The following is a 20,699-nucleotide window of genomic DNA, read 5'->3' as shown; positions in this document are numbered from 1 at the left end:
GAAATTGCAACCATGCCCTGCTCCGAGGCGGCCCCTTCCCTGGTCCGGCGGGGGCAAACGGACGAGTGGTTCAGTTCACAGCAGGTTTCACCAGAGGTTCACGCCTGCCACGTGAGTGAATACGCGCCGGTCCCCCGCGCGCTCGTGCGGCATGATGCGAGGCGTGACCGGACGACTGATGCTCCTCGACACCGCCTCGCTCTACTTCCGCGCCTACTTCGGCGTCCCTGACTCCGTGAAGGCGCCGGACGGCACTCCGGTGAACGCCGCGCGCGGGCTGTTGGACTTCATCGACCGGCTGGTCAAGGACCACCGGCCGGACGAGCTGGTCGCGTGCATGGACGCCGACTGGCGCCCGCAGTGGCGGGTCGACCTCATCCCCTCCTACAAGGCGCACCGCGTCGCCGAGGAGCGCGAGTCGGGGCCGGACGAGGAGGAGGTGCCGGACACGCTCTCACCCCAGGTCCCGATCATCGAGGCCGTCCTGGACGCCCTCGGCATCGCCCGGGTGGGCGTCGCCGGCTACGAGGCGGACGACGTCATCGGCACGTTCACCGGACGGGCCGAGGGCCCGGTCGACATCGTCACCGGCGACCGCGACCTGTACCAGCTGGTGGACGACGCACGTGGGGTGCGCGTGCTGTATCCGCTGAAGGGCGTCGGCACGCTCCAGCTCACGGACGAGGCGTGGCTGCGCGGGAAGTACGGCGTCGACGGCAGCGGCTACGCGGATCTGGCGCTGCTGCGCGGCGACCCCAGCGACGGCCTGCCCGGCGTACCGGGCATCGGGGAGAAGACCGCGGCCAAGCTGCTCGCCGAGTTCGGCGACCTGGCCGGGATCGTGGCGGCGATCGACGACCCGAAGGCGAAGCTGACCCCCTCGCAGCGGCTGCGGCTGGACGAGTCGCGGCCGTACCTCGCCGTCGCGCCGAAGGTGGTCCAGGTCGCCGGCGACGTGCCGCTGCCGGACGTGGACACCGCCTTGCCGCACACACCGCGGGACGGAGCGACACTGGAGGCACTGGCGCAGCGCTGGGGGCTCGGCGGGTCGCTCCAGCGGCTGCTGACGACGCTGGGCACGCCGCCCGCGTAACCATTGATCCCGTGCCCGGGAATGACATCGGCACGGGCCGGGAGTCATCCTCTGGAGGAGAGCCGGACGAGAGGTGGGTCGACCGCTCGGACGGGGAGGGCATCACCGGGGGGTGAGATGCTAACTTAGGTTTACCTAACCATACCCTCATGGGAGGCCGTCATGGCAGAACGTCCGGCACGGAAGCCGCGGAAGCCCCACACCGCGCAGGTCGTCCGCACCGAACGGCTCACCCCCCATATGCAGCGCGTCGTCCTCGGCGGCGAGAGCCTGACCGAGTTCACCGCGGGCAGCTGCACCGACCACTACGTCAAACTGCTCTTCGGCCCCGAGGGCGTGACCTACCCCGAGCCCTTCGACATGGAGCGCATCCGGGCCGAGTTCCCGCGTGAGCAGTGGCCCGTGACCCGCACGTACACCGTGCGCCACTGGGACGCCGAACTGCGCGAGCTGACCCTGGACTTCGTGGTCCACGGCGACGAGGGCCTGGCCGGGCCCTGGGCGGCGCGCGTCCAGCCGGGCGAGACGGTCCGCTTCATGGGCCCCGGTGGCGCCTACGCGCCCGACACCACCGCCGACTGGCATCTGCTGGCCGGCGACGAGAGCGCCCTGCCGGCCATCGCGGCCGCCCTGGAGTCGCTGCCCGCCGGCAGCGTCGCCCACGCCTTCATCGAGGTGTCGGGTCCCGAGGAGGAGCAGAAGGTCGACTCCGACGTGGACGTCGTCTGGCTGCACCGCGGCGACCGGCCCGTGGGCCAACGGCTCGTCGAGGCCGTGAAGGCCCTGGAGTTCCCCGAGGGCCGCGTGCACGCGTTCGTGCACGGCGAGGCCGCCTGTGTGAAGGAGCTGCGCAAGCTGCTGCGCGTCGAGCTCCAGATCCCCCGCGAGGACCTGTCGATCTCCGGCTACTGGCGGCTCGGCCACGACGAGGACGGCTGGCAGGCCTCGAAGCGGGACTGGAACGCGCGCGTGGAGGCGGAGCAGGAGGGCGCGGCACCGGCCGCGTGACCTGGCGGAAGCGGCCCGCACGCGTGGCGCGGGCCGCCCCTGTGACGACACGACAGCGGTCGCGGCCCCCCGCTACACCGACCGCTGGTACGACAGGAACGTTCTGATCGAGAGCCACACGGCCGCCGTCGCGAGCGCCAGGAGCGCCCCGCCGCGCAGCAGCACCGCGCCCCAGTCGGGGTCGGCGGTCAGGGCCGAACGGCCCGCCACCATGGCCCAGTCCAGCGGGTTGAAGCGGGCCACCTGCCGTATCCAGCCGGGCATCCGGTCCGGCGCCATGAACGCGCTCGACAGGAAGGTCAGCGGCAGCAGCAGGAACGTGTTGACGCCGATGATCGACTCCCGCTCCCGCACCAGCATGCCCAGGGCGTTGGACAGGGCTCCGAAGACCGTGCCCAGCAGCACCGAGGCGACGACCAGGACCGCGACACCCACGACGCCGCCCGGGTACTCCGCGCCGCCCACCAGGCCCAGCAGCACGATGACGGCCGACTGGAGCGCCGTGACGATGCCGTTGTGGACGACGTTGCCGTTCATCAGCGCGGCCCGGCTGGCCGGGGTGGTGAGGAAACGGTCGAGGGTGCCGCGCTGGATCTCCTCCAACGTGCCCATGCCCGCCCAGAGGTTGGAGGCGAGCGCGCTCATCACGACCACGCCCGGCACCAGGTAGTCGAGGTAGGAGGCCGTACCGAAGCCGCCCAGCGCCACGACGTTCTTGAAGAGGCTGCCGAAGAGGAACAGCCAGATCACCGGTTGGATCAGTGTGATGACGGCGTACGCGGGCTGACGGGCGAACACCATCAGCTGGCGCTGCGTCATGTACCAGGTCTGGTACCAGGTCTGGACGATCGCGGTGCTCATCGCGCACCCCCGGCGAGGACGAGGGCGTCGGCGCCTGTTCCGCTCTCCGCCTCGGCGTAACGACGGCCCGTGTACCGCAGGTAGACGTCGTCGAGCGACGGACGCGCGACGGTCGCGGTGGCGACGCTCACCCCGGCCCGCTCCAGGGCGCCGAGCAGCGCGGGCACGGCGGCCGCCCCGTCCTCCGCGCGGACGCTGACCCGCGGCCCGTCGAACACCACCTCGTGGACGCCCGGCAGTCCGCCCAGGGCGCCTTCCAGCAGTACCCGGCCACTCTCGCCCGGGGCGGAGCGCAGCTCCACGTGCACGGCGTCGCCGCGGAGTTCGCCCTTCAGGGAGTCGGGAGTACCCGTCACGACGATCCGGCCCCGGTCGACGATGGCGACGCGCTCGGCGAGCCGGTCGGCCTCCTCCAGGTAGTGAGTGGTGAGCAGGATGGTCAGACCCTCCTCGCCGGCCAGCCGGCCGATCTCGTCCCACATCGCGGTGCGGGCCTCCGGATCCAGACCGGTGGTCGGCTCGTCGAGGAAGAGCACCTCGGGCCGGTGCACCAGACCGAGGGCGACGTCGAGCCGGCGCCGCATGCCGCCGGAGTAGCCCTTCACGGGGCGCCGGGCGGCCTCGGTGAGCGCGAAACGTTCGAGCAGTTCGCCGACGCGCCGGTCGAGGGCGGCGCCCCGCATGCCGTAGAGCCTGCCCTGGAGGCGGAGGTTGTCGCGGCCGGTGGCGACCGGGTCGGCGCCGGAGTTCTGGGCGACCACGCCGATCGCGCGGCGCACCCGGTCCGGGTCGCGCAGCACGTCGTGCCCGCCGACGGTGGCCGACCCGGAGTCCGGGCGGGCGAGAGTGGTGAGGATCTTGACGGTGGTGGACTTGCCGGCGCCGTTGGGGCCGAGCAGCCCGAAGACGGTCCCTGGCTCGACGGTGATGTCGAGGCCGTTCAGGGCGGTGACGCCACCCGGGTAGGTCTTGACGAGTCGACGCGCCTCGACCGCGGGCGCGTAGGTGTTGCTCATGACGGTGCTCCTTCGTGAGCGGACAGGACTGCTGATCCGCGTGAAGAGCGCCGGGCTATCCTGGGTGTGCCGCACCTCGATGGCCCGGAGCCGCCTCACGGCGGATTCCGTTCGGGGTTGGGGACCCCGGCGGAGCTGCTGCAACAGCCCTGCCGGGGTCGTTCTCAAGAGGTGAATTCCGTCGGCGGTTCCCCCGTCTCGTGGAAGCGCCGCCAAGCCTCGACGCCGGGCAGCGAGCCCTTTCTGATCTCCTCCAGGAAGCCGCCGACCCACTCGGCCTGCGCCTCGACCATGTGCAGCTGGTACTCGACCTCGACGAGGAACAGCCTCGGCACCGTCTCGGAGACCTTCTCGAGGGCGCCCCGGCCGCTTGCCACCTGGACCTCCAGCGAACTCAGCCGAGTCCGGAGCAGGCGCACCACCTCGTCGGGAGGCAGCGCCGCCATCAGCGAGAGCGCCGTCTCGAAGATCGGGTACTCCTTCGCGGGGATGGCGATCAGATCGGACAGCCACTCGGCCATCTCCTCGCGCCCGGCGTCGGTGAGCCCGTAGACCGTGCGCTCGGGGCGGTTGCCCTGGCGTTCCACACCGGTCACCTCGACGAAGCCGTACTTCTCGAGGTTCTGCACGACGGTGTAGAGCGAGCCGTAGTTCGTCTTCGTACTGGTGTCCTTGCCCTGGCTGCGCAGGGTCTGGGCGATCTCGTACGGATGCATCGGCTTCTGCAAGAGCGTCGTCATCACGGCGAGCGCCAACGGATTGCCGAGCTTGCGGCGCTTCCTCGCCACGACGACCCCTCCTTCACGACGCCCATGCCGAACCGTTCACTGACGAATATCCGTAGCCGAACATATCGCGAGTCGACCGCCACGACAAGAGACGCGATGTAACGCGATTGGGTGAAGGTCGCGCGGGCGTGAGGACTTGGGCCCGCCCCGGACACGGCGGCGTGACGCGTACGAAACAGCGCGTCCCTAATTTCTGTCGCCCGACAGGAATCACATTCCCTCTGGGCCCAAGGCAGGTTCCGCCGTGACGACAACAGCCCCCTCCGACGTACGCCCCGACCCGCCGCACTCCCCCGACACGGGCGACGGCTCCCTCGCCGAGTTCGGCTACCGCCAGGAGCTGCACCGCAGCCTGGGCCGGTACGCCTCGTTCGCCGCCGGGTTCTCCTTCATCTCCGTCCTGACGACCGTCTTCCAGTTCTTCGCCTTCGGATACGCCTTCGGCGGCCCGGTCTTCTTCTGGGCCTGGCCGGTCGTGCTGGTCGGCCAGTTGACGGTCGCAGCGTGCTTCGCGGAGCTGGCGGCGCGCTACCCGATCTCGGGGGCGATCTACCAGTGGTCGTCGCGGCTGTCGACGCCCTCGTTCGGCTGGTTCGCCGGCTGGATCATGGTGATCGGGCAGATCGTCGTGGTCGCCGCGGCCGCGCTGGCGCTCCAGATGGTGCTGCCGGCGATCTGGTCGGGCTTCCAGCTGATCGGCTCCGACCCGGCGCCCACCTCACCCGACGGCGCGGCCAACGCGGCACTGCTCGGCGTGCTCCTGCTGGCTCTGACCACCTTCGTGAACATGGTCGACAACCGCGTGATGTCGGTGATCAACCGGGTGGGTGTGACCGCCGAGATCATCGGAGCGGTCCTCATCGTCGTGCTGCTGCTCACCCACTCCGAGCGCACTCCGAGCATCACCTTCCACACCGAAGGGGCCGCGCAGAACGGCCTGTTCGGGGCGCTGCTCATCGGCTCGTTCACCGCCGCGTACGTGATGATCGGGTTCGACAGCGCGGGCGAGATGAGCGAGGAGACGCACCACCCCCGGCGCACCGCCCCGCGCACGATCCTCACCGCGCTCGGCGCGGCCGGCCTGCTCGGCGGTCTGATCGTGCTGGGCGGGCTGCTGGCCGCCCCCAGCCTGACCGACGGACGTCTCGGCGTCGACGGCCTCAGCTACGTCCTCACCAGCAGCCTCGGCGACGGGGTCGGCAAGGCGCTGCTGGCGGACGTGGTGGTCGCGATCGCGGTGGCCACGCTCGCCATCCAGACGGCGGCCTGCCGGATGCTGTTCTCCATGGCCCGCGACGGGCAGCTTCCGTTCTCCGGCCGCCTCGCACGCGTGAGCCCGCGGACCGGCATGCCGGGCGCCCCGGCGCTGGTGGTCGGCGTCCTCGCGGCCGCCCTGCTGCTGCTCGACTTCGCCTCACCGGACGCCTTCCTGGCCATCGGCACGACCTGCATCGTGATGCTGTACCTGGCGTACGCGATGGTCACCGGCCCGTTGCTGCTGCGCCGGCTGCGCGGGCAGTTCTCCTCGGCCGGCAGGGACGAGACGGGCGCCCGTCTGTTCTCCCTGGGCCGCTGGGGCGTCCCGGTGAACGTCCTCGCGCTCCTCTACGGCCTGCTGATGACCGTCAACCTGGCCTGGCCGCGCGCGGCGGTGTACGACCCCGCGGGCGGTCACTGGTACTTCCGGTGGTTCACCGTGCTGTTCCTCGGCGCGACACTCGCCGCCGGCGTGGTCTTCCGGGCCCTTCGCCGCCGGCGGACATCGGTGCCCGCCACGGCGGTACCGGAGACGGCGGCCGCGTAGGGGGCGACCCGGCGCGGCCCTCGCCCCACCGGCCCCGCACGCGCGCGTGTCCGGCCCACCGCCCCGCACGCGCGCGTGTCCGGCCCACCGCCCCGCACGCGCGCGTGGAGGTGCGTGTCGTGCCAGCCGTCCTGGTGGAGGGCCGCGCTTCGCTTGGTGCCCTCCAGAAGGAAACCGGCCTTGCCCGCGACCCGGCAGGAGGCCTCGTTGGCGGTGGCGTGCATCAACTCCAGGCGGTGGAAGCCGATCTCGTCGAAGGCCCAGCGGGTCAGGGCGGTCGTGGCCCGGGGCGCGACCCCCCGGCCGCGGGCCGCTCTGGTCGTCCAGTAGGCGATCTCGGCCACGCCCTCGGCGAGCAGGATGCCGCGCAGCGCGACCCGCCCGAGCAGTTCGCCGGTGTCCGTGTCGACGACCGCCCACTGCGCGTTCAGCTCTTCAGCCCAGCTCTTGCGCCATTCCTCGATCCAGTCGGCGACCTCCTCCTCCGAATCGGCGGCCCTGATGTGCCACTGGTGCATGGCCGGGTCCTGGAAGGCCGCGTACACGGCGGGGGCGTCCTCGGCCCGCCACGGGCGCAGGAGCAGCCCGTCGCCACTGCGGAGCACGGGCTGCGGCTTTCCCGAGAGGGTTCCGGCGGGCAGGACGACTTCGGCGGTGAAGGGCATGAGCCGCATCCTGCCAACGGAGCACGGCCCGACCAACGGCTTTTTCGGCCCGTAGGCTGGACCCGATGAGACGCCGTACACCTCCCCCGCCCTCCCCGCTGCCGCAGCGCGACGGGATCGACCCGGTGCGGGTGCGGTTGCCCGGCGAGGGCGTCTGGGCCACCGTGCGGGAGCACCTGGTGGAGCGGCTGGGCCCGGCGCGCGCCGGGATCGTGGACGGGATGCTGGCGGCCGGGCTCGTCGTCGGCGCCGACGGTCGGGCGGTGGCGCCGGACGCGGCCTATGTGCCGGGGATGTTCGTCTGGTACCACCGTGAGGTGCCGCCCGAGGTGCCCGTGCCGTTCCCGTTGGAGATCGTGCACCGCGACGCGCACATCGTCGTCGTCGACAAGCCGCACTTCATGGCCACCACCCCACGCGGCAGTCATGTCACCGAGAGCGCGCTGGCGCGGCTGCGCCGGGAGCTGGACCTGCCCGCGCTCGGCGCGGCGCACCGGCTCGACCGGCTCACCGCCGGGCTCGTGCTCTTCACCGTGCGCCCCGAGGAGCGCGGCGCGTACCAGTCACTGTTCCGCGACCGCCGGGTGCGCAAGGTCTACGAGGCCGTCGCGCCGTACGACGCGGAGCTCGTCCTGCCCCGGACCGTGCGCAGCCGGATCGTCAAGGAGCGGGGGATCCTGGCCGCGTACGAGGTGCCGGGCGAGCCGAACGCCGTGAGCCGTGTCGAGCTCGTCGAGCACGGTGCGCGGGGACTGGGCCGGTACCGGCTGCTGCCCGCCACCGGGCAGACCCATCAGCTGCGCGTCCACATGAACACGCTGGGCGTGCCCATCCTCGGCGATCCGCTCTACCCCGAGGTGGCCGCCCCCGTGCCGCCCGGTGACTTCCGGCGCCCGCTCCAGTTGCTGGCGCGGGAGCTGGAGTTCACCGATCCGGTCACGGGGACGGAACACCGGCTGCGAAGCGGTCGGATGCTCGAGGCCTGGACGTCGTACGACGGCTGGGCCGCCGCTCCGCCGGCGGGTGCCGCTCAGTAGCCGCGCCACCAGGACAGGAAGCGCCGCCAGGCGTTGGGCCTGCGGACCGGCCCCGTCGACTGCGCGACGGGCGGCGCGGAGTGGGGCGCGGGCGCCGGAGCGGGCGCCGGAGCCGAGGCGAAGGCGGGCGCCGGAGCGGGGGCGGGCGCCGGTGCGGGCCTCGACTCCGTGCTCACCGGCCGCGTCAGGCGCTGCGGCGGGATCGGGGCGTGGCTCGGCTTGTGCTTGACGTCCTGCTGGTCCTTCGGCTCGAACCGGACCGGGAGTTCCACCAGGTGCCGCGAGGCGATCGACATCGTCCACCGCAACTCGTCCTCGTCGCAGTCGAGTTGCACGTCCGGCAACCGCATCAGCAGCGCGTCGACGCCGACGTCGGCGATGGCGCGGCCGATGTCCTGGCCGGGGCACTCGTGCGGCCCGCTGCCGAAGGCGAGGTGGGAGCGGTTGCCCTGCATGTGGGCGGACAGGTCGGGGCGTACCCGGGGGTCCACGTTGCCGGGCGCGGGCGCGAAGAAGAGACCGTCGCCCCGGCGGATGCGCTGGCCGCCCAACTCCGTGTCCTGCTTGGCGAAGTAGCCGAAGATGGTGCTGAACGGCGGCTCGTCCCACAGGGACTGCTCGACCGCCTCCGCCACCGTCATCTGGCCGCCGTTGAGCTGGGCGAGGAATCGCGGGTCGGTGAGGACCATGCGCAGCGCGTTGGAGAGCAGGTTGACGGTGGCCTCGTAGGCGGCGAAGAGCACCAGCCGCAGATGCTCCCGGACCTCGTCGTCGGTGAGTTGCGCCGGGTGGCCGATGAGGTGGCTGGTGAAGTCGTCCTCGGGCTCGGCGCGGCGGCGGGTGGTGAGCCGGCCGAGCGCCCCCACGACGTACTCGTGGCTGGCGACGGCGGTCTCGCTGCCCTTGAGCGCGTCACGGGCGGCGTGCACCATCTTGTCGTTGTACTCGTCGGGCATGCCGAGGACGTGGCACATCACGGCCATCGGCAGGTGCTCGGCGAAGTCGCCGACCAGGTCGGCCCTGCCCCCTTCGCAGAAGCGGTTGACCAGGCGCTGGCTGGAGCGGTTGATGTAGCGGCGCACGCTGCGGTCGTCGATGGTCGCCATGGCCGCGGTGACCGCGCCCCGCAGCCGCTTGTGCTCGTCGCCCTCGGCGTGGGCGCAGATGGGCTGCCAGGCCATGTGGGGCATGAGCGGGTGGTCGGGCCGGACCCGGCCGTCCAGCATCTGCGACCAGATACGGCTGTCCTTGGTGAACTGCGAGGGGGTGCGCACCATGCGCAGGTTCTCGGCGTGCCCGAGGACCATCCACATCGGCAGGTCGTCCTGGAGCAGGACCGGCGCCACGGGGCCGTGTTCCTCGCGCAGCCGCTCGTACAGTTCGTTCAGGTCCTCCGCGCCGGGGCCGTAGAGGCGGGCCAGTCCGCCGGGACCCCTGCCGTGCGCTGGGCAGCCGCGCGGCGGGTCCAGGGCGAGGTCGTGCGGGCCGGTCGGGGTGGGGTGTTCGGGAGTCACAGGGGGTCGCTCCGAAACTGTGCTGGATCCGGTGTGTGGGGAAGGGATGCCGTGCGGGGTCAGGTGAGGCTGCGGGTCAGGGCCAGGGAGTGCAGGAAGCGCATGAGGGTCATGAGGACGTCACGGCTGGAGGCGCGGCGGCGGACGTCGCACTCCACGATGGGGATCTCGGGCGGCAGGTCGAGGGCCGCGCGCAGGTCCTCCACGGGGTAACGGGGCCCGTCGGGGAAGGTGTTGACGGCGACGACGAACGGCACGCCGCCCTCCTCGAGCCGGCCCATGACCTCGAAGCTGACTTCGAGGCGGCGGGTGTCGACCAGGACGACCGCGCCGAGCGCGCCCTCGAACAGGCCGTTCCACAGGAACCAGAAGCGTTCCTGGCCGGGCGTGCCGAAGAGGTAGAGCACGACCTGCTCGGTGATGCGGATCCGGCCGAAGTCCATGGCCACGGTGGTGGCGGTCTTGGTCTCGGAGCCGTAGTTGTCGTCGACCCCGATACCCGCCTGGGTCATGGTCTCCTCGGTGGTCAGCGGCCTGATCTCGCTGACGGAACCGACCATGGTGGTCTTGCCGACGCCGAAGCCGCCCACGATGACGATCTTCGCCGCGGCCGTGGTGGTGTGCGGCAGATGGTCCTCGGCCCGTGGGCCGGGGATCGTGTCAGAGCCGTTGAAGTCCATGCATCACCGCTTCGAGAAGGGAACGGTCGGGGAGCTGCTGCCGGACGATGGGGGCGCGCGCCTGGACGAGTTCGGCCGCCAGCATCTCGGTGAGCAGGACCGTCACCACGCTGAACGGCAGGGCGAGGTAGGCCGAGATCTCGGCCACCGACAGCGGGGCGGCGCACATCCGCAGCACCGCCGTCTGCTCGGGGGTGGCCGACGAGGGCGGTTCGGCACGCGCCACGACCAACGTGACGAGGTCGACGGGTGCGCGCTCACCGTCGGCGCCCGTGATGATGTACAGCCGCTCGGGGTTCTTGCCCTCCCCCTCGGGCCCCTCCTTCACGGTCGGGTCCTTGGAGGGCGGCGGGGGCGGCGGGGGCGGCGGGGGCGGTTGCGGCAGGGGTTGTCGCCGGCGGCGTTGCGGAGGAGTCATACGCTCTGCCCGTTGCGGCGGGGCGGACTGGTCAGATGGGCCCCGATACGGACCACGAGGTCGCGCATCATCCCGCTCATCCGACTGGCCTCGCAGCGCACGTCGGCGAGGACGGCGAGATAGGCGTTGGCGCCGGCCGACATCATGTAGAAGTAGCCGCCGCTCAGATCGATGACGACCATGTCCATCTCACCGGTGCTCGAATGGATCTCCTGGCCGACCGCGGCGGCCAGGCTCTGGAGGCCGGCACAGGCGGCGGCGACCCGGTCGGCGGCGTCGGGGTCACCGGCGTAGCGGGCGATGCGCAGTCCGTCGGCCGAGAGGACCACGATCATCTCGATGCCCGGGACCCCGTCGTAGAGCTCCTTGAGCAGCCAGTCGAAGTTTTGGCGCTGCTGGATCACGTGAGGTCCCCTTCATCGTCGGCCTCGGGCGCGGCCTTGTCTTCGAGCAGGTGCACATATGCGCTGGGATTGCGGGTGAAGTCGGTGGGGTGCACGCCGGGCGGGGCCGCCTTGACCAGGCCCTCCCAGAAGGCCTCGAACGCCAGGCCGGGCTCCCGCTTCTTCTGGGGCTCCGGCTCGGGCTCCGGCCGGCGCTGCGCGAACGGGTCGGGCTTGCCCAGGCGCTCGGCCTCCTGGGCTGCGTAGGCCTCGGCGTAGCGCTGGGTGATCGGGATCGTGGCCTTGCTGCGGCGCTGCGGCAAGCCCTGGTCGGTCCACTCCGTGACCTCGGGCACCTCGTCGTCGGTCAGGGAGACTCCCGCCGGGATACGCGCGTTGGTGGGGCGGCGCTTCTTGGGCGGGCGCTTGGGGCCCTCGCCGATCTGGCTCAGGTCGATCTGCGGTACGGCGGTGGCGCCGATGCCGTGCGCGAAGCCGGGGGCGGGATCGGAGGTCTGCATCTCGCTCGGCACGATGAGGACGGCCCGGACCCCGCCGTAGGCCGAGGTGCGCAGCGAGACCTGCAGGTTGAACGAGGTGCACAGACGGCCGACGACCGCGAGGCCCAGGCGCGGGGTGCCTCCGACGTCCTGGATGTCGACGCCCGCCATGGCCTGCTCCAGCATGCGTTCGGCCTTGGCGCGGGCCTCTTCGCTGAGGCTGACGCCGGCGTCCTCGATCTCGATGGCGATGCCGGTCTGCACCTCGACGGCGTTGACGTGCACCTTGCTCTGCGGGGGCGAGTAGCGGGTGGCGTTGTCGAGGAGTTCGGCGAGCGCGTGGATGAGCGGCTCGACGGAGAGGCCTCGGATGTTCACCTTGGCGATGGAGTCCAGCTGGATGCGGCGGTAGTCCAGGATCCGGGACATGGCGCCGCGCAGCACGCTGTACAGCGGCACGGGCTGGGGCCAGTTGCGGCCGGGCCGGCCGCCGCCGAGGACGCCGATGGAGTCGGCGAGGCGGCCGATCAGCGACGTGCCGTGGTCGATGCGCAGCAGGTCGTCGAAGACCTCGGGGTTGCGGCCGTGGTCCTCCTCCATCTCCCGCAGTTCGGCGGACTGCTGGTGGACGATGGCCTGCACCCGGCGGGCGATGCTGACGAACGACCGCTGGGCGGAGTCGCGCAGGGACTCCTCGTGGTCGACGATGTCGAGGATCTTCCTGATCACGGCGCGCTGCGCGTCGTCGAGGTCGCGGAAGTCGGGATCCCCCTCGCTGAAGTCGCGCATCACCTCCCTGGGGGAATTTCCGGCCCGCAGCCACTCCACCGTGTTGGGCACGAACTCCTCGGCGAGGCGGCGGTTCTCCTCCGCGTGGCCGGCCACCCGCCGTTCCAGGTACGCGACGCGCTGGTCCCGCTCCGCGCGCAGCTCCCGCAGGCGCCGCCCACGGCGCACCGACTCGGCTCCCACCGCGGTCACCAGGAGGGTCGCGACGGCTCCGCAGACGCCGACGGCGAGCCGGGCCTGCGCCGCCACCAGGGCGACAGCGACTCCGGTCGCCGCGGCCATCAGTATCGCGGGCAGCAACAGCACGCGCGCGTAGGGAAGTTCTCGGCGACCGGGTGGGGACTGAACACTCACCATGTGGGCACCCTCTGTAGGGATCTGTCGGCATCTTCGGGAAGTTTGGGAACAAGCGCACGAATACGCCTCAACTCGGTGCGCCGCGGGCGAGCTTAGTCCGACCGGATCATCGCCGTGTCATATTCCGCAACCGCCTGAAACCACTTCCGTACGTGGAGTAACCTCGGTCGTTTTGCACCCACGGCATTCACTCGAACACGATCCGTAACCGTGGACGGATGTGCGAAACGGTTCACCGGGACGGATGAGAAGGGCCCCCGGGAGCAGCTCGGGCGGTGTTCAGTTCCCCGCGATACGCAGTGCCGCGTCGGCGGTCGCGCGGGCGAACTCCGAGACCGAGCGGTCGGGATCCGAGCGGTGTACGAGGATGACGCCCTCGATGAGACCGAAGACGAGGTCGGTACGGAGATCCAGCGCGCTCTTCGCGAGCGCGCCGCCCGCGGCCGTGGCGGCGATCAACCGGCGGTAGGCGTCCTTGAGTTCGGCACGCACGGCATGGAAGCCGGCGAACCGCTCGGTGCGCACCTCGGGCAGCAGGTAGAGGCCGCCGAGGTTGTGCGAGCCGCCGCACAGCAGCTCGACGTCGGCGCCGCACAGCTCCCACAGCCGGGCCTCGGCCGTCCGGGTGTCGTCCGCGAGCAGCTCACGGGCACAGGCCAGCGAAGGCGTGACCGTCGACTCCAGCAGCGCGGCGAGCAACTCCTCCTTGCCGGAGACGTAGTGGTACATGGAGGCCTGCCGCATTCCCGCGCGTTCGGCGACGGCCCGGGTGGTGGTGGCGGCGTAACCCCGGGTGGTGAACAACTCCGCGGCGGCCACGAGCAGTTCGGCGCGCGGCGCGAGCCCGCTGTCCGGGCGCTGCGCGGCCCGCGGGCGGCCCACTCGACGTCCGCTGCTCGTCCCCATGCCTTCGATCCTCGCACACGGCCCCGGCCGGCGATCTTCGGACGACCCGGCGCGTACGACCCGGTGAGGACTCGGTAACCGTCCCGCAACCGAAGGGCAACGGCGGCGACCCGCCCCGGACCTAATTTCTGTCGGGCGACAGAAATACCGCGACAGCGATGGAACCGAGCTGCGGAGGTCCGCGATGGCGGCGACAGCGACCACATACGGAGCGCGGGCCCACGCCCGGGCACAGGAGGGGGCCCGCGCCGAGGCCATGCCGGTCGTCCCGGCCCGGGACTGGCAGGACCCGCCCTGCGAGGCCGGCCACCTGGTGTGGGCCGAGACAGTCGGGGGCGGCAACTACACCCACCGGGTGCTCGCGCGCGGCACCGAACTGCGCCTGACCGACCTGCACGGCGATGCCTGCGCCCATCTGCTGCTCCACGTCGAGGGCCGGCCCTGGGAGCGGCTGAACGTCGCCGACACGGTCAAGGTCCAGTGGAACGCCTACCTCGGCGAGGGTGTGCTGCTCCTGTCCGACCAGGGCCGCGTCCTCGCCTCGGTCGTCGCCGACACCTCCGGCCGGCACGACGCCCTGTGCGGCACCTCCACCCTCGCGCGCAACACCGGGCGCTACGGCGACGGCAGCCCGCAGTCCGCCTCCCCGGCCGGCCGGGAGCTGTTCAAGCTCGCCGCCGCGAAGAACGGTCTGGAGCCCCGCGACCTGCCGCCCTCGCTCTCCTTCTTTCAGGGGGTGGAGGTCCGCGACGACGGCACACTCGACTTCACCGGCTCGGCGGGCCCGGGCGGGAGCGTCACCCTGCGCGCCGAACAGGACGTGACGGTCCTGATCGCCAACGTGCCGCACCCGGCCGACCCCCGGCCCGGGTACGTCAGCACCCCGCTGGAGGTCCTGGCCTGGCGGGCGGCCCCCACCCGGCCGGGCGACGCGCTGTGGGACGCCACGCCCGAGGGCCGCCGCGCCTTCCTCAACACCGCCGAATTCCTCACCGCGAGGGGGCTCGCATGAGCACGCGCACCGTGGTGGCGGCCCGCGCCTCCTGGTCGTCGATCGTCCGCGAGGGCGAGACGCTCACCATCACCGACCTGCACGGCAACCAGGCCGTCGACTTCCTCGTGTACGACGCCCACGACACGTCCGTGCGCTACAGCGCGCCCGACACGATCCACGCCCAGGGCGGCATCTTCCTCACCACGGGCAGTGTGCTGATGTCCAACGAGCACACCGCGCTGATGACGGTGACGGCCGACGGCGTGGGCCGCCACGACACCGTCGGCGGAGCCTGCTCCAAGGAGTCCAACACCCTGCGCTACGGCCACCACACCTACGCGCAGCACGCGTGCGTGGACAACTTCCTCGCCGAGGGCGCCCGGCACGGCCTCGGCAAGCGGGACCTGGTCTCCAACATCAACTGGTACATGAACGTGCCCGTCGAGAAGGACGGCACCCTCGGCATCGTCGACGGGCTCTCCGCGCCGGGCCTCTCGCTCACGCTCCGCGCCGACCGGGACGTCCTCGTCCTGGTCTCCAACTGCCCTCAGATCAACAACCCGTGCAACGGCTTCGAGCCGACGGCGGTGGAGATGACGATCAGCGAGGCGGGCGGCGCATGACCTTCGACAAGCTCCTGATCGCCAACCGCGGCGAGATAGCCGTCCGGATCATCCGCACCGCCCGCGAACTGGGCCTGCGCACGGTCGCGGTGTACTCCGACCCCGACCGCTCGGCACCCCACGTCCGGCTCGCCGACGAGGCCGTACGGCTCGGCCCGGCCCCCGCGAAGGAGTCGTACCTCGACCCCGACCTGGTCCTGGGCGCGGCCAAGGACACCGGCGCGGGCGCGATCCACCCGGGCTACGGCTTCCTCTCCGAGGACGCCGCCTTCGCGCGCCGCTGCGCCGACGCCGGCATCGTCTTCGTCGGTCCGACACCCGAGCAGCTGGAGCTGTTCGGCGCCAAGCACACCGCGCGGGCGGCGGCCGAGGCGGCGGGGGTGCCGCTGGCCCCCGGCACCGGACTCCTGGCGGACCTGCCCGAGGCGCTGGAACAGGCCCGGCTCATCGGTTATCCCGTCATGCTCAAGGCCACCGGCGGAGGCGGCGGGATCGGCATGTCGGCCTGTCGCTCGGCCGCCGAACTGACCGACGCCTGGGAACGCGTCCAGCGCGTCGCCGCCGCCTCCTTCTCCACCGCCGGTGTCTTCCTGGAACGGCTCGTGGAGCACGCCCGCCATGTCGAGGTGCAGGTCTTCGGCGACGGCGCGGGAAAGGTCGTCGTCCTCGGCGACCGGGACTGCTCCCTGCAGCGCCGCAACCAGAAGGTCGTGGAAGAGGCCCCGGCCCCCGGCCTGCCCGCGCGGACCCGGAAGCAACTCGCTTCGAGCGCACACGACTTGTGCGCCTCGGTCGGCTACCGCTCCGCCGGCACCGTCGAGTTCGTCTACGACGCCGCCCGCGAGGAGGCGTACTTCCTGGAGGTCAACACCCGCCTCCAGGTGGAGCATCCGGTCACCGAGGAGATCTACGGCGTCGACCTGGTCGCCTGGATGCTGCGCCTGGCGCGCGGCGAGCGGGACGTCGTGCGCGACCCCGGCCCGCCCCGCGGCCACGCCGTCGAGGCACGCGTCTACGCCGAGGACCCCCGCCGCGACCACCGGCCCGGCGCGGGCCTGTTGACCCGGGTCGCGTTCCCGGCCGGGGTGCGCGTCGACGGCTGGGTGGAGACGGGCACCGAGGTGACCACGTCGTACGACCCGATGCTCGCGAAGGTGATCGCCCACGGCTCGGACCGGGACGACGCGCTGCGCCGCCTCGACGAGGCGCTCGCCCGCACCCGCGTCGACGGCATCGAGACGAACCTCGGGCTGGTCCGGGCGGCGCTGTCGGACTCCCGGTTCGTGACGGCGGCCCACTCGACGGCGACCCTCGCCACCGTCACCGACCCGACCCCCCGCGTCGAGGTCGTCTCCGGCGGCACGCTCACCACCGTGCAGGACTGGCCCGGCCGCACCGGCCACTGGCAGGTCGGCGTCCCGCCGTCCGGCCCCATGGACGACCGCTCGTTCCGCCTCGGCAACCGGGCACTCGGCAACCCCGAGGGCGCCCCGGGCCTGGAGTGCACCCTCCAGGGCCCGGCCCTGCGCTTCACCCACGCCACCACGGTGTGCGTGACGGGCGCGCCGGCCCCGGTCACCGTGGACGGTACGGCGGTGGCCCGGTGGGAGCCGGTGACCGTGCCGGCCGGAGCCCTGCTGGAGATCGGCGCGCCCGGCGAGCACGGCCTGCGGACGTACGTCCTGTTCGCGGGCGGACTTGAGGTGCCAGCCTTCCTGGGCAGCGCGAGCACGTTCACGCTGGGCCGGTTCGGCGGCCACGGCGGGCGGGCGCTGCGCACGGGTGACGTCCTGCACGGCGGGACGGTCGTCGAGGGCACCGCCGTGCCCGTCCCGGACCGCCCGGAGTTCGGCCCGGTCTGGCACCTCGGCGCGGTCGAAGGCCCGCACGCGGCACCGGAGTTCTTCACCGAGGACGACATCCGCGACTTCTACGCCGCCGACTGGAAGGTCCACTTCAACTCGGCCCGCACCGGTGTGCGGCTGGTCGGGCCCAAGCCGCGCTGGGCCCGCACCGACGGCGGCGAGGCGGGTCTGCACCCGTCCAACATCCACGACACCCCCTATTCCGTCGGCGCCGTCGACTACACCGGCGACATGCCGGTGCTGCTCGGCCCGGACGGCCCCTCCCTCGGCGGGTTCGTGTGCCCGGCGACGGTGCTCAGCTCCGAGCGCTGGAAGCTGGGTCAGCTGCGCCCGGGCGACACGGTCCGCTTCGCGCCGGTGGACGTGGACGGCGCCGCGCGCCGCGAGATCGTCGACGGGGGCGTGCTGGCCCGGGACGGCGACGTGACCTACCGGCGCAGCGGCGACGACAACCTGCTGGTGGAGTTCGGACCGCTCCAGCTGGACCTGGCGCTGCGCATGCGGGTCCACGCGCTGATGGAGGCGGTGGCCGCGGCGGATCCGACCGGCGTCACCGAGCTCACCCCGGGCATCCGCTCCCTCCAGATCCGGACGGACCCCGGCCGCCTCCCCCAACCCGAACTCCTCGCGGTGGTGCGGGAGATGACGGCAGCGCTGCCGCCCTCGGACGAACTGGTCGTCCCCTCCCGCACCGTGCACCTGCCGTTGTCCTGGGACGACCCCGCGACCCGCGAGGCCATCGCCCGCTACATGGCGGGCGTCCGCGACGACGCCCCCTGGTGCCCCTGGAACATCGAGTTCATCCGCCGGGTCAACGGCCTGGACACGGTGGCCGACGTCTACCACACGGTGTTCGCCGCGGAGTACCTGGTCCTGGGGCTGGGGGACGTCTACCTGGGCGCCCCGGTCGCCACCCCCCTCGACCCGCGCCACCGCCTGGTGACGACGAAGTACAACCCCGCCCGCACCTGGACGGCCGAGAACTCGGTGGGCATCGGCGGGGCGTACCTCTGCGTCTACGGCATGGAGGGGCCCGGCGGCTACCAGTTCGTGGGCCGGACCACCCAGGTGTGGTCGCCCTGGCAGCAGCGCGGCGCGTTCGCACCGGGCTCGCCCTGGCTGCTGCGTTTTTTCGACCGGATCCGCTGGTATCCCGTCGAGCCCGACGAACTCCTCGAACTGCGGGCCGACATCATCTCGGGCCGCTTCGTGCCGCACATCGAGGAGGGCACCTTCTCGCTCGCCGAGTACCAGGCCTTCCTCGCCGAACACGCCGACCCCATAGCGGAGTTCAGGTCGCGTCAGCAGACGGCGTTCGCCGCGGAACGGGACGCCTGGGAGGCGGCCGGCGAGTTCACCCGGGCGGCGGCCGCCGAGGCGCCGCCCGCCGCCCCGGCCGAGGTCGCGGTACCGCCGGGCGGCCGCCTGGTCGAGGCCGAGTTCGCCGCCTCCGTCTGGCAGGTGAACGTGTCGCCGGGCGACGAGGTGACGGCGGGGCAGCCGCTGCTCGCCCTGGAGGCGATGAAGATGGAGTCCAGGGTGCACGCGCCGGCCGACGGCGTGGTGGCACAGGTCCTGGCCCGACCCGGCGACCAGGTCGAGGCGGGGACGGCACTGCTCGTCCTGGCCCCGGCCGCGAGCTGACGCGCCGGCCCACCCGACACCATGCAAGGAGCACGCATGTCCACCACCGTCTCCCGCGTCCGCGCCGCCTACGCCCGCATCGAGGCAACCGACCGCCCGGAGATCTGGATCGACCTCCGTCCGCCGGCGGAGGTCGAGGCGGAGGCCCAAACGCTCGACGAACGGCTGGCACGGGGCGAACGTCTCCCTCTCGCCGGCCGGCTGCTCGCCGTCAAGGGGAACATCGACGTGGCCGGACTGCCCACCACCGCGGGCTGCCCGGCGTACGCCTACCGGCCCACCGACGACGCCCCGGCCGTCGCCCGGCTGCGTGCGGCGGGCGCGCTGGTGCTGGGCACCACGAACCTGGACCAGTTCGCGACCGGCCTGGTCGGCACCCGCTCCCCGCACGGCGCGGTCCGCAATGCCGTCGACCCCTCGCGGGTGAGCGGCGGCTCCAGCTCCGGATCGGCTGTCGCGGTGGCCCTGGGCATCGCCGACCTCGCCCTGGGTACGGACACGGCGGGTTCGGGGCGGGTCCCGGCCGCCTTCAACGGCATCGTCGGCCTCAAGCCCACCCGCGGTCTGGTCCCCACGGAGGGGGTCGTCCCGGCCTGTGCCTCGATCGACTGTGTGACGGTGTTCGCCCGCACCCTGCCCGAGGCGGAGCGGGCCCTGGCCCACCTGGCGTCGCCGGCCGGCCGCGCCCTTCCCTCACTTCCCGCCCGCGCCCCCGGCCCCTGGCGGATCGCGGTCCCGCCCCTCGATCAGCTGGGCGAGCTGGACGAGGGCTGGGCGGCGGCCTACCGGGCGGCGGTGGGGCGGCTCGCGGCGGCCGGCGCCGAGATCCGCGACATCGACCTCACCGCGTTCACCGAGGCCGCCGCGATGCTCTACGAGGGCGCGTTCGTCGCCGAGCGGTACACCGCCGTGGGTGAATTCGTCGACAAGTTGACCGCGGAGGGCGGCGAGGGCCTGGACCCGACGGTCGCGGGCATCATCACCCGGGCCCGGGACATCCCGGCCCACCGGCTCTACACGGACGCCGAGCGCCTGGCGGCGCTGCGCTCCCGCGCCCTGGCCGAACTGGCGCATTCGGACGCCCTGTTGCTGCCCACCGCCCCAGGTCACCCGACCCTCGCCGAGGTCGCGGCCGACCCGCTGGGCGCCAACGCCCGCCTGGGCCGGTTCACCAACTCCACCAACCTCTTCGACCTGGCGGCCGTCGCCGTCCCGGCCGGGGAGGTGAACGGCCTGCCCTTCGGCGTGATGCTGGTCGGCCCGGCCTTCACGGACGACCGACTGGCCAGGATCGCGGACCTGCTGCGCCCCGAGGTGTCCGTGGCGGTGGCGGGCGCCCATCTGACCGGCCAGCCCCTCAACCCCCAACTGCTGTCCCTGGGCGCGGTGCTGGACCATACGACGACGACGGCCCCGGTCTACCGCCTGCACGCCCTGCGCACGGCCCCGCCCAAGCCGGGTCTCCTGCACGTGGGCGAGGGCGGCGCCGCGATCGAGGTGGAGATCTGGCGCCTCCCGGCGGAGGGTCTCGGCAGCCTGCTCGCCGCACTCCCCCGCCCGATGGCCCTCGGCAGCGTCGAACTCGCCGACGACACCCGGGTCCCGGGCTTCCTGTGCGAGCCGGGCGCCCTCGGCGACACGCGGGACATCACCGCGTACGGCGGCTGGCGCGCGTATCTCGACCGACGCTGAGCCGGGCGGCCACCGACGGGCGCGGGGCCGCAGCGCCGTGCGGCTCCGCCGCGCGACCGGCC

Annotated in this window: 17 protein-coding genes and 1 pseudogene; 8 read left to right on the top strand and 10 right to left on the bottom strand. The window is 72.5% G+C overall.

Annotated elements, in window-relative coordinates:
* Positions 1-154 precede the first annotated feature (154 nt).
* Both OG440_RS30320 and OG440_RS30315 read left to right on the top strand, forming a co-directional pair.
* Entirely contained in the window at positions 155-1,093 is a 939-nt protein-coding gene (locus OG440_RS30320) for a 5'-3' exonuclease H3TH domain-containing protein (RefSeq protein ID WP_406011494.1), read from the top strand.
* 162 nt (positions 1,094-1,255) lie between these two features.
* A complete protein-coding gene (locus tag OG440_RS30315) occupies positions 1,256-2,101 on the top strand; it encodes a siderophore-interacting protein (RefSeq protein WP_406009945.1) in 846 nt (281 codons plus the stop codon).
* Positions 2,102-2,173: 72 nt separating this feature from the next.
* On the opposite strand, the gene OG440_RS30310 is transcribed toward OG440_RS30315, so the two are convergent.
* The 3 genes from OG440_RS30310 to OG440_RS30300 all read right to left on the bottom strand — a co-directional run bounded on the left by OG440_RS30310 (position 2,174) and on the right by OG440_RS30300 (position 4,718).
* A complete protein-coding gene (locus OG440_RS30310; RefSeq protein ID WP_406009944.1) occupies positions 2,174-2,962 on the bottom strand; it encodes an ABC transporter permease in 789 nt (262 codons plus the stop codon).
* Complete coding sequence (locus tag OG440_RS30305; RefSeq protein ID WP_406009943.1) at positions 2,959-3,978, bottom strand: ATP-binding cassette domain-containing protein; 1,020 nt, start codon at positions 3,976-3,978, stop codon at positions 2,959-2,961. Before OG440_RS30305 ends, OG440_RS30310 begins: the two co-directional genes overlap by 4 nt.
* A 164-nt stretch (positions 3,979-4,142) precedes the next feature.
* Complete coding sequence (locus OG440_RS30300) at positions 4,143-4,718, bottom strand: PadR family transcriptional regulator (protein WP_406011493.1); 576 nt, start codon at positions 4,716-4,718, stop codon at positions 4,143-4,145.
* A gap of 292 nt (positions 4,719-5,010) precedes the next feature.
* On the opposite strand from OG440_RS30300, the gene OG440_RS30295 reads away from it, so the two are divergent.
* Entirely contained in the window at positions 5,011-6,570 is a 1,560-nt protein-coding gene (locus OG440_RS30295) for an amino acid permease (RefSeq protein ID WP_406009942.1), read from the top strand.
* A gap of 89 nt (positions 6,571-6,659) precedes the next feature.
* Here OG440_RS30295 and OG440_RS30290 read toward each other — a convergent pair.
* A pseudogene (locus OG440_RS30290) lies at positions 6,660-7,235 on the bottom strand (GNAT family N-acetyltransferase); the annotation flags it as partial.
* 65 nt (positions 7,236-7,300) lie between these two features.
* On the opposite strand from OG440_RS30290, the gene OG440_RS30285 reads away from it, so the two are divergent.
* On the top strand, positions 7,301-8,272 hold the full coding sequence (locus OG440_RS30285) for a pseudouridine synthase (protein ID WP_406009941.1): 972 nt from the start codon (positions 7,301-7,303) through the stop codon (positions 8,270-8,272).
* Here OG440_RS30285 and OG440_RS30280 read toward each other — a convergent pair.
* From OG440_RS30280 to OG440_RS30255, 6 genes are all read right to left on the bottom strand, one after another.
* A complete protein-coding gene (locus tag OG440_RS30280) occupies positions 8,266-9,786 on the bottom strand; it encodes a cytochrome P450 (protein WP_406009940.1) in 1,521 nt (506 codons plus the stop codon). The two genes, OG440_RS30285 and OG440_RS30280, sit on opposite strands and share 7 nt — an antisense overlap.
* A gap of 59 nt (positions 9,787-9,845) precedes the next feature.
* Entirely contained in the window at positions 9,846-10,466 is a 621-nt protein-coding gene (locus OG440_RS30275) for a GTP-binding protein (RefSeq protein ID WP_406009939.1), read from the bottom strand.
* The gene (locus tag OG440_RS30270; RefSeq protein ID WP_406009938.1) at positions 10,447-10,884 is read right to left on the bottom strand and encodes a DUF742 domain-containing protein; all 438 of its coding nucleotides are present in this window, start codon (positions 10,882-10,884) and stop codon (positions 10,447-10,449) included. The genes OG440_RS30275 and OG440_RS30270 overlap by 20 nt, the downstream gene beginning before the upstream one ends.
* Positions 10,881-11,288 (bottom strand): roadblock/LC7 domain-containing protein, encoded by a 408-nt coding sequence (locus tag OG440_RS30265; protein ID WP_062646899.1) that lies wholly within the window; start codon positions 11,286-11,288, stop codon positions 10,881-10,883. The genes OG440_RS30270 and OG440_RS30265 overlap by 4 nt, the downstream gene beginning before the upstream one ends.
* Positions 11,285-12,913 (bottom strand): sensor histidine kinase, encoded by a 1,629-nt coding sequence (locus tag OG440_RS30260; protein WP_406009937.1) that lies wholly within the window; start codon positions 12,911-12,913, stop codon positions 11,285-11,287. The genes OG440_RS30265 and OG440_RS30260 overlap by 4 nt, the downstream gene beginning before the upstream one ends.
* Before the next feature lie 279 nt (positions 12,914-13,192).
* A complete protein-coding gene (locus OG440_RS30255; protein ID WP_406009936.1) occupies positions 13,193-13,819 on the bottom strand; it encodes a TetR/AcrR family transcriptional regulator in 627 nt (208 codons plus the stop codon).
* A 184-nt stretch (positions 13,820-14,003) separates the two neighbouring features.
* On the opposite strand from OG440_RS30255, the gene OG440_RS30250 reads away from it, so the two are divergent.
* From OG440_RS30250 to atzF, 4 genes are read left to right on the top strand one after another with little or no spacing between them, the layout of a single operon-like run.
* Positions 14,004-14,831 (top strand): urea amidolyase associated protein UAAP1, encoded by an 828-nt coding sequence (locus OG440_RS30250; RefSeq protein WP_406009935.1) that lies wholly within the window; start codon positions 14,004-14,006, stop codon positions 14,829-14,831.
* Entirely contained in the window at positions 14,828-15,436 is a 609-nt protein-coding gene (locus OG440_RS30245; protein ID WP_406009934.1) for an urea amidolyase associated protein UAAP2, read from the top strand. Before OG440_RS30250 ends, OG440_RS30245 begins: the two co-directional genes overlap by 4 nt.
* On the top strand, positions 15,433-18,945 hold the full coding sequence (locus OG440_RS30240; RefSeq protein ID WP_406009933.1) for a 5-oxoprolinase/urea amidolyase family protein: 3,513 nt from the start codon (positions 15,433-15,435) through the stop codon (positions 18,943-18,945). The genes OG440_RS30245 and OG440_RS30240 overlap by 4 nt, the downstream gene beginning before the upstream one ends.
* A gap of 36 nt (positions 18,946-18,981) precedes the next feature.
* A complete protein-coding gene (atzF, locus tag OG440_RS30235; RefSeq protein WP_406009932.1) occupies positions 18,982-20,637 on the top strand; it encodes an allophanate hydrolase in 1,656 nt (551 codons plus the stop codon).
* The last annotated feature ends 62 nt before the right edge of the window (positions 20,638-20,699 follow it).

The organism is Streptomyces sp. NBC_00637 (assembly GCF_045161545.1).
In the GTDB taxonomy this organism is placed as follows: domain Bacteria; phylum Actinomycetota; class Actinomycetes; order Streptomycetales; family Streptomycetaceae; genus Streptomyces.
Note: the sequence above shows the minus strand (reverse complement) of the source record. Positions and strands in the feature narration are given on the sequence as shown.

Coding starts and splice junctions, on each gene's coding strand:
- OG440_RS30320 (WP_406011494.1), top strand. CDS start 155: ATGCGAGGCGTGACCGGACGACTGATGCTCCTCGACACCGCCTCGCTC.
- OG440_RS30315 (WP_406009945.1), top strand. CDS start 1,256: ATGGCAGAACGTCCGGCACGGAAGCCGCGGAAGCCCCACACCGCGCAG.
- OG440_RS30310 (WP_406009944.1), bottom strand. CDS start 2,962: ATGAGCACCGCGATCGTCCAGACCTGGTACCAGACCTGGTACATGACG.
- OG440_RS30305 (WP_406009943.1), bottom strand. CDS start 3,978: ATGAGCAACACCTACGCGCCCGCGGTCGAGGCGCGTCGACTCGTCAAG.
- OG440_RS30300 (WP_406011493.1), bottom strand. CDS start 4,718: ATGACGACGCTCTTGCAGAAGCCGATGCATCCGTACGAGATCGCCCAG.
- OG440_RS30285 (WP_406009941.1), top strand. CDS start 7,301: ATGAGACGCCGTACACCTCCCCCGCCCTCCCCGCTGCCGCAGCGCGAC.
- OG440_RS30275 (WP_406009939.1), bottom strand. CDS start 10,466: ATGGACTTCAACGGCTCTGACACGATCCCCGGCCCACGGGCCGAGGAC.
- OG440_RS30270 (WP_406009938.1), bottom strand. CDS start 10,884: ATGACTCCTCCGCAACGCCGCCGGCGACAACCCCTGCCGCAACCGCCC.
- OG440_RS30260 (WP_406009937.1), bottom strand. CDS start 12,913: ATGGTGAGTGTTCAGTCCCCACCCGGTCGCCGAGAACTTCCCTACGCG.
- OG440_RS30255 (WP_406009936.1), bottom strand. CDS start 13,819: ATGGGGACGAGCAGCGGACGTCGAGTGGGCCGCCCGCGGGCCGCGCAG.
- OG440_RS30250 (WP_406009935.1), top strand. CDS start 14,004: ATGGCGGCGACAGCGACCACATACGGAGCGCGGGCCCACGCCCGGGCA.
- OG440_RS30245 (WP_406009934.1), top strand. CDS start 14,828: ATGAGCACGCGCACCGTGGTGGCGGCCCGCGCCTCCTGGTCGTCGATC.
- OG440_RS30240 (WP_406009933.1), top strand. CDS start 15,433: ATGACCTTCGACAAGCTCCTGATCGCCAACCGCGGCGAGATAGCCGTC.
- atzF (WP_406009932.1), top strand. CDS start 18,982: ATGTCCACCACCGTCTCCCGCGTCCGCGCCGCCTACGCCCGCATCGAG.